At 66.1% G+C, this 14,462-nt stretch carries 12 protein-coding genes; 6 read left to right on the forward strand and 6 right to left on the reverse strand.

Annotated elements, in window-relative coordinates:
• The first annotated feature begins 11 nt into the window (after positions 1-11).
• Positions 12-488 (forward strand): GtrA family protein, encoded by a 477-nt coding sequence (locus tag ACWEVR_RS24025; protein WP_452468810.1) that lies wholly within the window; start codon positions 12-14, stop codon positions 486-488.
• 9 nt (positions 489-497) lie between these two features.
• Here ACWEVR_RS24025 and ACWEVR_RS24030 read toward each other — a convergent pair whose 3' ends face one another.
• Positions 498-1,346: an SDR family NAD(P)-dependent oxidoreductase gene (locus ACWEVR_RS24030; RefSeq protein ID WP_452468811.1), complete on the reverse strand. Its 849-nt coding sequence runs from the start codon at positions 1,344-1,346 to the stop codon at positions 498-500.
• A 123-nt stretch (positions 1,347-1,469) separates the two neighbouring features.
• On the opposite strand from ACWEVR_RS24030, the gene ACWEVR_RS24035 reads away from it, so the two are divergent.
• Positions 1,470-2,063, forward strand: a complete 594-nt coding sequence (locus ACWEVR_RS24035) for a TetR/AcrR family transcriptional regulator (protein ID WP_452468812.1) — start codon at positions 1,470-1,472, stop codon at positions 2,061-2,063.
• Positions 2,064-2,181: 118 nt separating this feature from the next.
• Here the strand turns inward: ACWEVR_RS24035 and ACWEVR_RS24040 are convergent, their stop codons facing one another.
• The gene (locus tag ACWEVR_RS24040) at positions 2,182-4,143 is read right to left on the reverse strand and encodes a BTAD domain-containing putative transcriptional regulator (protein ID WP_452468813.1); all 1,962 of its coding nucleotides are present in this window, start codon (positions 4,141-4,143) and stop codon (positions 2,182-2,184) included.
• Between the two features lie 54 nt (positions 4,144-4,197).
• On the opposite strand from ACWEVR_RS24040, the gene ACWEVR_RS24045 reads away from it, so the two are divergent.
• Positions 4,198-5,067 (forward strand): alpha/beta fold hydrolase, encoded by an 870-nt coding sequence (locus ACWEVR_RS24045; RefSeq protein WP_452468814.1) that lies wholly within the window; start codon positions 4,198-4,200, stop codon positions 5,065-5,067.
• A gap of 75 nt (positions 5,068-5,142) precedes the next feature.
• Here ACWEVR_RS24045 and ACWEVR_RS24050 read toward each other — a convergent pair whose 3' ends face one another.
• Both ACWEVR_RS24050 and ACWEVR_RS24055 read right to left on the reverse strand, forming a co-directional pair.
• Positions 5,143-5,586 (reverse strand): hypothetical protein, encoded by a 444-nt coding sequence (locus tag ACWEVR_RS24050; RefSeq protein WP_452468815.1) that lies wholly within the window; start codon positions 5,584-5,586, stop codon positions 5,143-5,145.
• Positions 5,583-6,332: an SDR family oxidoreductase gene (locus ACWEVR_RS24055; protein ID WP_452468816.1), complete on the reverse strand. Its 750-nt coding sequence runs from the start codon at positions 6,330-6,332 to the stop codon at positions 5,583-5,585. Before ACWEVR_RS24055 ends, ACWEVR_RS24050 begins: the two co-directional genes overlap by 4 nt.
• Before the next feature lie 138 nt (positions 6,333-6,470).
• On the opposite strand from ACWEVR_RS24055, the gene sigJ reads away from it, so the two are divergent.
• Together sigJ and ACWEVR_RS24065 are read left to right on the forward strand one after the other, a co-directional pair.
• On the forward strand, positions 6,471-7,379 hold the full coding sequence (gene sigJ, locus ACWEVR_RS24060) for an RNA polymerase sigma factor SigJ (RefSeq protein WP_452468817.1): 909 nt from the start codon (positions 6,471-6,473) through the stop codon (positions 7,377-7,379).
• Between the two features lie 335 nt (positions 7,380-7,714).
• On the forward strand, positions 7,715-8,221 hold the full coding sequence (locus ACWEVR_RS24065; protein ID WP_019047704.1) for a hypothetical protein: 507 nt from the start codon (positions 7,715-7,717) through the stop codon (positions 8,219-8,221).
• A gap of 310 nt (positions 8,222-8,531) precedes the next feature.
• On the opposite strand, the gene ACWEVR_RS24070 is transcribed toward ACWEVR_RS24065, so the two are convergent.
• Both ACWEVR_RS24070 and ACWEVR_RS24075 read right to left on the reverse strand, forming a co-directional pair.
• Positions 8,532-11,084: a S8 family peptidase gene (locus ACWEVR_RS24070; protein WP_030203671.1), complete on the reverse strand. Its 2,553-nt coding sequence runs from the start codon at positions 11,082-11,084 to the stop codon at positions 8,532-8,534.
• A complete protein-coding gene (locus ACWEVR_RS24075; RefSeq protein WP_022566726.1) occupies positions 11,077-12,045 on the reverse strand; it encodes an AAA family ATPase in 969 nt (322 codons plus the stop codon). The genes ACWEVR_RS24070 and ACWEVR_RS24075 overlap by 8 nt, the downstream gene beginning before the upstream one ends.
• 480 nt (positions 12,046-12,525) lie before the next feature.
• Here ACWEVR_RS24075 and ACWEVR_RS24080 point away from each other — a divergent pair, with 480 nt between their 5' ends.
• Complete coding sequence (locus tag ACWEVR_RS24080; RefSeq protein ID WP_280298183.1) at positions 12,526-13,542, forward strand: hypothetical protein; 1,017 nt, start codon at positions 12,526-12,528, stop codon at positions 13,540-13,542.
• Positions 13,543-14,462 lie beyond the last annotated feature (920 nt).

Here is a 14,462-nt window from a genome sequence, read left to right on the forward strand (position 1 = left end):
CGGTTCATCTCGTGAACAGCATCGCCATCGCCCCCGTCTTCGGTCCGCTCGTCGTCCCCGCGCCGCACTGGTCCCGTCTGTACGTCTGGGGTCGCCGGTTCGCGTTCGGCGATCACGCCGTCGCCCAACTGCTGCGCTTCGCGGTGGTCGGTGGCGTCAGCAACATCGCGTATGTGCTGCTCTTCATGGCCTGCACCGGCCTCGGCCCCCTCACCGCCAATGTCGCGGGCTCCGTGGTGAGCACGGTGATAGCCAACGAACTACACCGCCGCCTCACCTTCCGCACCACGGCTGTCCCTTGGTTCACGGCCCAATATCAGGGCGGCGGCCTCGCACTGATCGGCCTGGGCATCACCACAGCCGCCTTGGCCGCCCTCGAGACTTTCGCCCCCACCCTCGGCGACCTCACCCAGGCCGGCGCCATGCTGGCGATCATGGCCACCGTCGGCCTGGCCCGCTTCCTGAGCCTCCGCTACCTGGTCTTCTGATCCCCCGGCTCAGATACCGGCGGCTCGGACGACAGCATCGGTGAGGCGCGGGGAAAGGGCCGACATCAGTCGCAGCACTCCGGCGTAGACGGGATACAGCTCGACCGGCTGGTCCCGGACGGCGGTGAGCACCCACTGCGCGGCCTGGTCGGGGGTGAGGGCCGCTTGGCTGTCGTACTCGGCGGTGGGACTGATCATCGGAGTGCGCACGAGCGGGAATCCGATGGTGGTCACCTTGATACCGGTGCCGTGGCATTCCGCGCCGACACTACGGCCGAAGGCGGCGAGGGCGGCTTTGGACGCGTGGTAGGCGCTGAATTTCGGCATCACCCCGGCGGTGGTTCCCCAGGTACCGATGTTGATGATGTGGCCGCGGTTCACCAGGCGCAGCGCGGGAAGCATCGCCAGCGTCAGCCGGACGGGCCCGAAGTAGTTGACCGCCATGGTCCGTTCGTAGTCGTGCGCCCGTTCGGCGGCGTCGAGCGCCGTGCGCCGGATCGAGCGTCCCGCGTTGTTGATGATGATGTCCGGTACCCCGAACAGGTCGAGCACCGTCGTGGCCAGTGCGCTGACCTGATCGGCGTCCGTCATATCGCACGGCACCGCGTGCGCGCTCCCGCCCGCGGCGGCGATGTCGGCGCAGACCTGATCGAGCCGCTCCCGATCCCGGGCGACGGCGACGATATGGGCACCGTGACTCGCCAACAGATGCGCGGTGGTCTCACCGATCCCCGACGACGCCCCGGTCAGCACGACAACTTTCCCGCTGAGGTCGACCGGCCCCGAAAGAGCCGCACCCAGCACGGATTTGGCGGAAGGTGCGGGATTGAGAAGAACCTTCGTCACGGGATTGTTCATTGCGCCTGCCCTGGTTCGGAGGTGAGTGGGGCCGACTGCCTCGCAGCGACTCTCCAGCGAATTGACCAAATGGTAAGTTACTTGTTGTACATATCGCCGTCAACAGTCGTCGAAGGAGGGGACGTGACGAACAGCGCGGGAACCAAGGGAGTCCCCCGAGCCGAGCGTGAGACCCAGCTCCTCGACCTCGCGGCCGAGGAGATCGGCCGGGTCGGCTACGCGGGCCTGTCGATCGGCACGGTCGCCGCGCGCGCGGACGTATCCAAACCGCTCGTCTACACCTATTTCGGATCCAAAGACGGTCTGTACACGGCGTGCGTCCAGCGGGCCGGAACCGTCCTCGGCGATGCGATCGACGTGGCGATCGACACCACACCGACCCTCGCGATGGCCGAGCGAACACTGGCCGCGATCTTCACCGCCCTCGAGCCACGCCCCCACGACTGGAAAGTCGTCTTCGACCGCTCCCACCCCGACAGCGGACCCGCCGCCGAAGCGGCCCGAGCCGCCCGAGCCCGGATCGCCGCCCAGGCCGAGCAGGGCGTTTCGGCGTTCCTCGCACACCGAGGACTGACGGACCCCGACGACAGATCCGCCCTGGTCGCGGTGTGGACCGGAGTGGTAGCGGCTCTGGTCGATTGGTGGCTACAGCACCCACAGCACTCCGCCGAGGCGATGACCGAGCGCAGCCATCGCCTCGTCGCGAGCCTGCTCTGACCGGCACAGCGGGCTCGGACCACATCTTCGCCGCGACCGCCGAACCGCTGCGATGTGCCGAACCGAAGGAGCGCGCACTTTCGCGAGGCAAGCGCCATCGCGGGGTTGCGCGAGGCCGTCAGTTCCGGGCCGCCGACAGTTCCGCGAGGTAATCGGCGACGGGGCCGGCCGTGAACAACCCGCCTGCCGCGCCCGCGGATTCGGCGGCCGCGGGTAGCAGGGCGGTGTGGGCGCGGGCGATGGTGTCCTGGTCACCGACCAGCAGCGCGGCGCGGCCGAGGACGCACCAGAGTGCTTCGGCATGTGGATCTCTCGGTGGATCGGGCAGGCCGCGCAGGGCGAGGCGCGCGGCGGCGAGGTCGCCGGCTTCGGCCAGCAGCAGCGGACGGATCCACGGTTCCGCCGGGCCCCACTCCGTGCCCGGCTCGGGCCGGAACGGGCGGTGATGTTGCAGGTGCAGACCGAGCAGCGCCAGAGGCAGCAGTCCGTCGGCCAGCCCCGGCATCCCGGACCCCGGCAGCAGTTCGGCGGCGCGCTGGTATGCCGACCGTGCCTGGTCGAAAGGCTCGGTGACCGCCGTGCGCAGGGCCCGATACCAGGTGGTGAAGACACCGACCAGCGGCAGGTCGTGCCGGGCCGACAGCTCGTCGGCCGCCCGCGCGTGGTTGGCGGCCAGCGTGAGATCAGTTGCGGCACAAGCGGATTGCAGGTTTATCAGGTGACCGAGGACGGCGGTCCGTACCAAGCCGTGCTCCTCGCCGAGGGCCACGAGACGCTCTGCGAGCACCGCACGTTCGGCGGCCAGACCGGTACGGGCGAAGCTCTGCATGTAGACACCGTTCAAGGCATAGGCCAGCAACGGCGCATCCCCCATTTCGCGCGCCGAACGCTCGGCTTCGCGGGCGGCGCGCTCGGCGCGTGGTCCGGCGTCGACACCGCGGGACTCCACCGCGATCGTCGCCAGCAGTCGGCAACGCAGCGCGGCGGGCCCGTCCGGTATCGCGGCGAGCGCGCGTTCGGCGCTGCGGACCAGCGACCGGGCCCGGGCCGGGTCGTCGGAGCGGGGCCACACGGCGGGGACGTCGTAGGCGCCGATCACGCGCGCGGTCAGGATCGGGTCGCCGAGTTGCTCGGCGGCGGTGACGGCCGCGGCCCGATGCCGCTGTGCCGCATCGAGTCCCGCACCGCCGGTGACGGCCAGGTCGCGCATCAAACCGACCGTGGATTCGAGCCGAACACGGTCGGAGACGGTGCTGTCGTAGGCGGCGGTCGCCTGCGCCCACAGCCGGGCGGCCTCACCGGTGCGATCCAGGTAGCCGGCTTGGCGCAGGACGTCTTGTTCCAGCCGGGCCAGGCGAGGACCGGGTTCGAGACCGAGATGGTCGCGCAGCATCGCCCGCGCGCGCCGCAGCACTGTGAGCGCGTCGGCCTGCCGACCGGCGCGATACAACGCGAGCGCCAGTAGGTGCCAGGCGTCTTCGCGCCACGGGTGTTCGACGACGTGTGCGTCCAGGTCGGCTACGGCGGCGGCCGTGTCACCGAGTTCGATCCGTGCCGCGGCCAGCCGTTCGACCGCGAGCGAGCGCAGTTCGGTGAGCCGGCTGCGCGGCGCCAGCGCCCACGGCGCGTCGCCGGCTTCGGCGTAAGCGGGTCCGCGCCACCAGCTCAGCGCTTCGCTCAGCCCGTTCACCACCCGGGCAGGCGGCGCGGCACCGAGCGCTTCGACCGTGTGGGCGAAGCGCCACACGTCCACCGCGTCGTCGGGCAGGCGTAGCGCGTAGCCGGGCCCTTCGGTGACCAGCACCCGTGCCGGGGTGCGTGGGGCACGCTCGGGCTCGAGGCCCCGGCGCAGCGCGGCGACGAAGGTGCGCATCGTGCCGATGGGGTCGCGGGGTGGTTCGTCCCACAGGTCTGCCACCAGCACGTCGACCGGAACCACCCGGCGGTGGGCGGCGACCAGTCTGGCCAGTACGGCGCGCTGCCGCGGCCCACCGAGCGCGACTGGCGCACCGGCCTCGTCGAGCGCCCGCACCGCCCCGAACACACCGATCTCCACCCGACGTACCGTACCGACGCTCATCGGTTGCTCATTCGCGGCACGCACTCTGGAACGGACCGAACGAATGGAGCAACCATGACTTTCCCCCACTTCGAGACCCACATCGTCGAGGTAGCCGACGGGGTGCGACTCTCGGCGGCCGTCGGCGGATCGGGGAGCCCGATCGTGCTGCTGCACGGTTTTCCACAGACCCGTCTGATGTGGCGGCACGTCGCCGCCGACCTCGCGACCGAACACACCGTCATCTGCCCCGACCTGCGCGGTTACGGCGCGAGCGACAAGCCGCTCGACGACGGCGACACCTACAGCAAGCGCGTCATGGCCGCCGACATCGTGGCACTGGCCCGCGCTCTCGGGCACGATCGCTTCGCGCTGGTCGGACACGATCGCGGCGCGCTGGTGGCCTTCCGGGCCGGGCTGGACCACCCGGAGGTCATCACCCACCTCGCCTGCTTGGACGTGCTGCCCACCCTCGACATGTGGGATGCGCTGCACGGGACCGCCGGCGCGGTCGGCTTCCACCTGTATCTGATGGCGCAGCCGCCGGGTCTGCCGGAACGGATGATCACGGCCGCGGCCGACGACTTCTTCGGCTACTTCCTCGACGTCTGGACGCTCGACCCGCAGGCCCTCCCCGCGGAGGTCCGCGACGCCTACCTGGCCGCGTGCCGGGCAGCGGTCCCGTCCATCGTCGCCGACTACCGCGCCTCGGCCACCATCGACGTCGACCACGATCGCGCCGACCGGGCAGCGGGCAACACCCTCACCATGCCGGTCACCGTGCTGCAACAGGACTGGGGTGCCGCCCTCGGCTACGACGCCACCGCCCTCTGGAAAGCATGGGCCCCGGATCTGCGGCATCGCACGGTCGAGGCAGGCCACTTCATGGCCGAACAGGACCCGGCGCTGGTCGCCACGGAGATCCGCACCCTGCTCACCCGCTGACCCCGAGCAAGGCGCCACCGGGCGTTCCGGCGCACCTAGGACTGAGAACCCCGGGCCAGGTCCGCTTGGCCTCGACTAGTCCTCCGCTACTTGTGCTTTCGCGCTGCCGCCCCAGGTTCGCAAGCTGAGCAGGAACATGATCAGCGAGATCACTACTCCGACAGCAAGAATCACGAGCAGCAGGTTCGCGTTCACAGCGGAGGTGTGGGCCGTGAGGTGCGCCCGGTAGCGCAGGTGAATCACGAGGTGCACGACCGACCACACCGCGTACGAGGCCGTTCCGCTGCGCACGGCCGCCGGGCTCGCGACCACGGCCGATACCGCGAGCGGAACGGCCAGTGCCAGATTCATGGCCCCGTAGTCGAGCAACAGGTGCGGGTTGTACTGCATACCGAGATTCACCCAGGAGAGTGAAAAGAACCATTCGGGGACGGCCAGGATCACGACTCCCAGGCCAGCGGAGACCAGGGCGAAGAACAGGAGCCCGCCGCGTACCACCCGCTCCCGCGCGCCCGTCACCGCGACATCCGCTCGCGCAGGAAACTTTCGAAGGTGACGGTGCCCCGGGGGTTGTCGGGTACGAGATTCCACCCCTCCGCGTAGCCGCGCGCGATCTTGCCCGGCAGACGAGGCGACAGAATGGGCCGCCGCCGCTGCACGACCGAGCGGTGGATCCGCGCCAGTTCGCGCAGGCTGTGGATCTGCGGCCCGCCGAGATCCGGTGCGCGGCCGACGGGTGGGTGGATGGCCAGCTCCGCCAGGTGGTCGGCGACCGTGCCGATGTCGACGGGCTGGAATCGGAACCCGTCGGGAGCGAAGGTGACCGGCGACCACCGCTGCACATCGAAGATGGTGGCCAGCAGATCGTGGAACTGGGTGGCCCGCAGGTTCGTCCACGGCAACCCGCTCCCCGAAATCACCCGTTCCGCCGCGAGCTTGGCGCGGTAGTAGGGCAACGGAATCCGGTCCACTCCGACGATCGAGATATTCACCAGATGCGGCGCGCCGCCCGCACGGCTGATCGCAGCCACGAGCTGACGGGCCGCCACCACATCATCGCGGCCGTAGGTGGTGGCACAGTGCACGATCACCTCCACACCCTCGACGGCCTCCGCAAGCCCGGCACCCGTGCGCAGATCCCCGACCGCACGCCCCCTGCCAGGTGTGCGGCTGAGCACTCGAATCTCGCGCTCCCCGTCCGCCAATCGTTCGACCACGGCCCTGCCCAGTTTCCCGGTGCCACCGGTGACCAGCACTGTGTTCATCTCGACCTCACTTCCCGCGGACTATCCGCATTCACCGGTTCAGAACCGGGCACGTCCCTGGAATGTGACAGGTTCGGCAGGACTGTGACGCGCCTCGCAGCCCCGGCGGGCGGCCTGCTTCGCATAATCTCGCAAACGATGGATTCGCCGGAAACCGCCGACGCCCGCCGAGCGTCGATCTTCGAAGAGCATCGACCGCGCCTGTTCGGGCTGGCCTATCGCCTGCTCGGCTCCGCCGCCGACGCCAACGACGTGGTGCAGAGTGCCTATCTGAGCTGGCACGGCGCCGACTGGGTCGAGACTCCCGGTGCGTGGTTGTCCAAGGTGGTCATGAATCTGTGCCTCAACCAGCTCACGTCCGCGCGGGCGCGCCGCGATTCCTATCCGGGCCCGTGGCTGCCCGAACCCGTCCTCACCGATTCGGGTGTACTGGGTCCGCTGGAGACGGTCGAGCAGCGCGAGTCCGTGTCCATGGCATTCCTGGTGCTGCTGGAACGACTCACCCCCACCGAACGCGCCGTCTTCGTGCTGCGTGAGGCATTCGGCCATTCGCATGCCGAGATAGCCGACATTCTCGATATCGACGCCGCGCACTCACGTCAGCTGTACCACCGCGCCAGGGCGCATCTAGCGGGCAGGCGTAAGCGTTTCGATGCCGACGAGTCCCGGCATCGCCGGATGGTCACCGAATTCCTGGCCGCGGCCACCACGGGCGATGCGGCGCGACTGCACCGCCTGCTGGCCGAGGATGTGGTGGCCTGGACCGACGGCGGCGGCGCGACCGCGGCTCGTCGTCCGATCCTGGGCCGCGAGCGTGTGCTGCGCTATCTGATCGGTGCGGGCCGTCGCCTCGAGGACTCGCGGATCACCGTCGACACCGCGATGATCAACGGCGAACCCGCCGCGCTCGCCTTCGACGGCGACCACCTCGCGGCCGTCCTCACGTTCGAGCTCGTGGACTCGCGCATCGCGTCCGTTCGCATGATCGTCGCGGAGGCGAAACTGGCCTTCGCCGCCGCGGCTCTCGGTGCAGCAGTGCCCGAATAGCTGAAACTGGCGGAAACGGCAGAAGGGTGTCGCGGATAGTTCCGCGACACCCCTTCTGCCGTAGCAATACTGTGGAGCTAAGGGGAATCGAACCCCTGACCTTCTCGGAGCGTGCAGAACCGGCAACTATGAGCAACGCTGGACAACTCTCGACTACCAGATCAGCATCTCTACCTGGGTAAACAGGCTCCTCTACGACAACCATCGACAACTCTGTACAACTATCGACAACGGCGTGTCCAGCCGAATTAGTGGTGACTTAGTGGGATCCCCGCCCTCCACCCGCCGCGCCGGAGAACCCATTCATCCTGCGGCGATCGTCCTACAGTCGCGGCATGACCTACGACGATGTCAGTGAGCGCTCCTACGAACCACTGACCGAAGCTCACCTCCGCCGCCTGGCCGAGCTGGCGCACGAGGACCACGTCGAACTGATGCGGCATTATCCCCACCTGCGCGTATTCCGAGATCGAGTACTCCTGACCGCACTGTGCCAAGGTGGCGCACTGCACTGGATCGACGGCGAGAACGGCGTGAAGGACCTCGACGTGTTCACCTTCTACGCCAAGCATCCTGAGCAGAAGTACCCGCCACGACGGAGAAAGACCGGAGATTTCGGGCTGTCCGAGCTCGGACGCCACCCTGAAGACATCGGGAAGTCCGGACGCCGCGTCGACTTCCTCGGCAAGGACCTCGACTGCCCAATCGATACCGATCCAGTTGAAGCGGTGCGCTCATACCTCCGCGGCCGCCGCACAAACACTGCGAAGCATCTCGCAGAAAAGGCCGTCGTCGTGATCGCCCCGGACCACCTGCTCGGGCAGGTCATCTGGCCCGAGTAGGTACCAATTTCGTTGTTGACGGGCAGGAAAGCTGCGAACACCTCCGAGGCGAGACTGACACGGGCCGATATCCGGGGTGCTGAACCGTTCCCGACACTGGCATCGTCCGGGATACCGGCGCCCGGATGCGCGCCAGGACGCACTGCCCCGCGCCTGCTTCGACATCGAGATCCTCGACTCAGGCCTGCCGCGAAATCACCTCAGCCCCATGCCGCACGACATAAGCAGTCAACGGGCGAAAGGTCTCTAGGCCGGAGAGGGCCAAGATCACGCCCGCAACGATGCCTCTCGATGGGTTCTGGACGGGATCTCACTCCACGACGATCTCGGTCTCGATGGGAACATGCAGTTGGGTCGCAATTGGCGTGTACAAGTCGATTCTTTGTTCGGGCGTCCTGAGGGACAGGATCAGCGAGTAGCGGACTGGCATGTCAATACGGTCGCTCCGCTTGTTGTTCTTCCACCATCCGCCGGCAGGGTAGACGGCCACTGAATTGCATCGCGCGAGCTGACTTCCTGTGCCGTGCCACTCATCTTGGTGCAGCGACCCGAGATGGCGCTGACGTTCCCCGAGGAACCACCTATCGGAGGTTGTTCCTGCGCCGGCCCTACCATCTTCCTGGGATTGGGCATCGCGGTTGATCCGATCGACGAACTGCTGACGAGTCTCCAGCTCTCCTTGCATGTCGAACCGAAGCGTGTGGGACGGGTAGGCGTATCGCTGCCGCCATCCGCGTCGCGATGCTGACGGCTCGATGAAGTACGACAGCGTGATCCGGAGCCGGACCGGCGCAGACCCGAGTTCTTCGAGGGCCTCAGTCGGCCACGGGAGTGTGTGTAGCCGAAAACGCCGCATCGCGTAGCTGGTGCCATCGAATGGCACGAACTGGTCCTGGGTGACCAGCGTGACCGCCCGCCGCGATGAGTTGAGAACCGAGTCCTCTGTCGGGACCCCCCAGCCGTAGCGCCGTAGTTGTTCGAGGCGGGTGTTTTTGAGCCTATCGGCCTGTACCCTACGAACCATCGTCGGCGTCCAGTCGGCCTCATGAGTAAGGAGGCCTCTGATGGACTCCGGCCAGTAGTCGGGGTAGCGCTCCATCGCGAGAGCAGCGAGACGCGCCGCTTGGGCCGTTGCGGCGCTGGTGGCGTTCGCCGAGGCCAGAGCGACGTTGCTGGTGGTCCCGGTGGACGGTAGGGACAGAACCGGGAGTTTGGGTTCGAACATCTGGGCGCCGTCGGTCAGGACGTTGCCGCCCTCCATACAGATGTCAGGCTTGATGGGTGCGCTACGGTGTCGAAACAACATCGACGTTCGACTATGGGGTGACAGCCCCCCAGCCTCCGCCAGTGGCGTCCAACCTGCGTACTGAGGATGTTGCGGTGCTTCGGTCAGGTTGGTGAACGCACCAACCGTCAACGCGTTCCATGCCTGCGCGGGATCCTCGATCGCAGCAAGGTCGGAGTTGACATCATGTTCCTTGGCATAGGAGTCGACGTTGCCAGCAGCGACGACTATGAGACGCGCAAGGTCGGGATCCGGCTCCGAGATGAGGCGGAAACGATCACCGTCTCGTGCAGTGTCAGTGCCGACCGCGAGAGCATCGACGGCCGCGGACCAGAGCGTCGGGTCTCCGGGGTTGTCGGGCTTGGTACTCAGTGTGAGGGCGAACACACGCCTCCTCCCAGCGGTGACTTCCGGGAGAGCGACTGCTTGGACCGTGGCGCTTCCGTAGTCCAACGGATCGATTTGCGCCTCGTCTGGGCCCGGTTTCATTCGCACAGACTCCAGGCGGTGCCGAAGCTGAACAGGGTCGCTGCTCTGCAGTGCCGCGTCCAACCGATCACCGAAAAGCGCGAGGCCGGCCATCGAGGTGCCATGCCCCCGCGGATCCATGTCCGCTCCCGACAGGCCGATGATGGTGTGCAGGTCCTCCGATGCGAGCGACGCTTCGATCAGCACATGGCTACGCAACACACCGGTGTCCAGGTGACACACCGCCGGAGCGCTTCCGTCGGCCGTACTTAGGCGTTCGACCAGGTCATGAACGTATTCGTCCTGCTCATCTACGGGTAGGTCCTCGATTGCTTCGATGAACTCGGGCTTGCGAATTTCCGCTAGTGGAACGAGCGTAAACGGCAGCGGTTCGAGTTGGCTCCAGCTAGCCTCTACCCACACCACGAAGCGGTCGCGTAACTGGATCGACCGAGGCAGCATCCGAAGGTTGTAAGCGTTCACGAACCCGTTGATAGTTTCGATGTCGCCACTCGAGGTGTCGAGCCAAAGCTCCCACCAATGCTGGCCTTTCAACGGTGGTTCGCCCTCAGAGGTCCACAGATCGGCGAGAATCGCTTTGCGGATTCGCGAGATGTTGGCGACGAGGTCTTGGTTCGGTGGTTGCCCAGTCCTGGTAGGTTCGCCGTTGAGGTAGTCCTCGAACAGTTTCATAAACGCGGCGCGATGCGCGTCCGACACCCAAACCGTCGCCCGCTCGGGAGCATCCAGTGTTGCTGGTCTTACCGAAAGCAATAGCCAGCGAGGCTGTTTGGGAGTCTTCTGGTGACCAGTCATTCGGTTCAAAGACTCGAGCTTCAGCGGGTAGGACGCGCCTTCACCCTCGAGGACGATGATCGTTCCTTGTGACGCGAGTTCATCGTAGGAAAGCTCGAAGTCCTCACGTTCGCCATCGAGTTCATCGAACGCATCGGTTAGTTCCTGTTTTCGCGCAGCTCCGTGAGCACCGCGATCGACCGGTCGGCGCTTGAATCCGCCACCACCGCCGTGTCCGGAGTAGCGGTCGAAGCGCTCAGCTGTCGCGTGTCCTTGGACGTAGAGATGCTCGAGTGGCTGGTCCCGGTCAGCCAATGGTGGCCGATCGCCGCGCATTGAGTGCTGCGATGAGATCGTCGCGCTCCACCATCGCCTCGCCTCGCATGAGAACCGCTTTGGCCGCCGATTCTGCAGCCTTTACCAGATCTGCATGACTGAGACCATCTGTGTACTCGCCAAGTTTGTTCAGGCTTGCCCTCTCGACCAGTGAGCCGAGGCGGGCGCGCATCACCGCAATAGCCTGCCGAGAGTCCGGCAGTGTGTAGTCCAGGACCGCGTCGAAACGTCGAAACAGTGCTTTGTCGAGGATGGATCGGTGGTTCGTTGCCGCGATCACGATCGACTCAGGGCTAGATTTCTCGAGGAATACAAGGAAGGAGTTTAGTATCCGGCGGGCTTCACCGACGTCGTTCCCTGAGCGGTCCGCGCCGAGCGCATCGAACTCGTCGAAGAGGTAGACGCCGCGTTCTACAGCGACGGCGTCGAACACGGTGCGTAGCTTCGCAGCGGTCTCGCCCATGAACTTGCTGAGCAAGCCGTCGAGACGAACGGTGTACATCGGAAGAGACAGCTCGGTGGCGATCACCGATGCGGTCATCGTCTTTCCTGTTCCCGGCGGGCCCACTAGAAGCAAGCGATGCGATGGTGCGAACCCATGCTCAAGTAGGTTCTTTCGCTGACGCTGCTCAGCAAGCAACTGCTTGATCTGAGCAGTTCGTTCCGATGGTGCCACCAGCTCACGTAGGTGTACTTGAGGATGCGATACCTCGACTAGTTCCGCCAACTCGCCACGAGCTCGAGGAAGCGCTGTGACGTTCGCCAGCGGCGCTCGTTCACGCGACGCGTCGACAGCTTGCTTGATGTTGGTGGCAAGGACGTGGTGTCCCTGCCGTGCCTCGCGCGCAGCGATCTGCAATGCGACGGAATAAAACGCAGCATCGTCGCCGGCAGCGTGGTTGCGGACCATCGCGGTGATGTGTTCTCCTAGGCCAGCCATAGCCCTCCCTTCTGCCGGAACCCGTTGGCATCGATCCTACGGTCCTCCGCAGCGAGCGATGGCGATACCTCGCCGGATAGGGAACTTCCCACGTTGAGTCGGACGTATTCGCACGCCCCCACCACCAGAGGCGCTGATCACACGTGTTCGGCCGCGACGACGACGTCAGCTTGAGCAACGAGTCGCGGTGGATCCATACCGCAGCGTGTCCAGGTGCATCAGCAGCTGCTGGGCGTGCTCGACTACAAACAGCGGAGGCTCGCGCAATACCGGTTCGCTCATGCGGCCAGGGTGTAATGCGGGTGTTCGAAGTGCTCAAGCGGCCCGAACCCTAATGACCACGTGTCGGCCTGACGCACACAGAGGTACAGCCAAGGCTCCACCTACGTCTCGGCGCGCAATCGACTCTGCGTGTGCCCCAGTGCGGCGGCCACAGATTGGCTGCGGAACGACTCCGGCTCGAGGTTCGTTGGTGTCGGCATGACTAAACTTGAGCGGCCGCAGAACACCGTGCGGTTCGTGGTCGTCGCGCCGGACGGTCGCCGATCGGCGGAGTGGCGGGTGTGGACCGGCAGCGGCAAAAAGGTCACCGACGAGCTGTATATGACGCCTCGAGCGCGCGCCGGAGAGTTCAAGTTCAGCCTCCACAGCAGCAACTACGCTCAGCTCGGCCACATCGAGAAGGCCCGTGCCGCGATGAGGCCGGGCGACCAGTACACCACGGACCGGTGGGAGATCCCTCAGGTTCCGATCGTGGGCAATTGGCGTGCGGCCCTATGTCTTTGGTTCCCAGAGTCCGAACTGCGGCAAACACCCGACGGCTCGCTGTCATCCTCGGTCGTCAAGATTCCCGCAGCTCCACCGGGGCAGGCTACTGCGGTGATTGCCGCGTTCGGCACCGCTACAGATTCGCTGGACGGTCTCACGGTGGCAGGCGTGCTCGATCAGGCGTCGGGCGGCAAGATCGCACTCATCCATCTCCCGATCAACATTCCCCCGCTGCTGGTCCCCGCGCTACACGCGCGCGAGGCGAGTCGGATCCCACTCCAGATTCCGGGTTTCGCTCCGACCGAGCCATTCGCTTGGGAACTCGTACCAGGCAAGGACGGCGGGCGCCTCGTGGTCGAGTTCGCCCCACCGGAGCGCGGGGCCGCCTTGCCTCCACTCCCACCTTTAATCGGCACAGTGTTGCCCTGGACCGAAGTTCCTGTCAGCTTCCTAGATCTGCTCCCTGAGCCCTACCGGGAGTTCAGTCTGGCCTGTGCGATCCTCGTCTACGGACCCAACGGCACTAGTCGGCTCTACGTCGACCAGCACGCACGCTGCGACCACACCAGTCTCGGAGCCGAGTGTCAACAACTGTGCGACGATGTCGACCGCGGCCACGTCGACCAGATCTGGCAGCCGCTGCCCACCGGCGAGCTCCACCGGATCATCTCCACCCGCAGGGTCCTCGAGGAAGCCGGCATCGACCCGGACAATCCCGTGCTCATGTAGGGGCCGGAGTCCGAGTTCGTTCGGGCCGATGTCGCCGAACGGGTTCTCGAACACTCAATCCTGCGAGTCCGAGGTCGGCTGTCGGTCGCCGCCACGGTGTTCGGTGAACGATCGTTTCCGAAGAGATCAGGAACCAGCCCAGACCAATCCCGCTACTGGCGCCGCGGGAACCGACGTTGTCGGGGGGGTGAAGACCCGACGAGGGACCGAACCGCCGAGGATTCACGCACGGCAAGTGTCTGAGGTTTCTGCACAGTCGGCTACTGCTGCGCGGGCAGGGGAGTTTACGCATCGAGTCGTCGACGATGGTCGACCTGCTCCGGGCAGCTTGGCTGTTGCAGACGCCGTCGGCGTCCTGTTCGCCACGGTTGCGGGCAACCGTGCCGTCGTGGCTGTCGGGATAACGATCCGCGACCTCGATGCGGCACATGTCGGCATCCATCCGGTCGCGGACATGGTTATCTCTTGTCGTCGAACAACTCCGGCAGCTAATGGCCTGACCGGCATCGTCACATGTTTCCAAAGCCACATCCACATCAGTCACGTTGAACGCCTCGGCCCGCCATGTCTTCCCGGGGAGGCCGACCACGCGCACCGGCGCGGCTACCAGCGTCGAATGCCCCCATCGATGGCTACATTCGCGTATCGACTCTTCGCGAATCAACGCCGCACCGGAGCGCCGAGCACCGCCAGCCTCGTCGCGAAATCCACAGATTTGGAGAGGAATTCACGTGCCACACCCCACCGTAAACAGCCGACCCCACCCCCAACCACGCCAGCGCACCGATGACACGCGGGAGACCACCTCGGCCCCTTGGTGTCCCGGGCAAACCGATGCTCACCGAACTCGCTCCCGGGTACTGGAAAGCGCGTGTCCGGGTCCGTGACTCCTCCGGAAAACGACGCGACCTCATCCGTGT

Source organism: Nocardia sp. NPDC003979 (assembly GCF_053605015.1).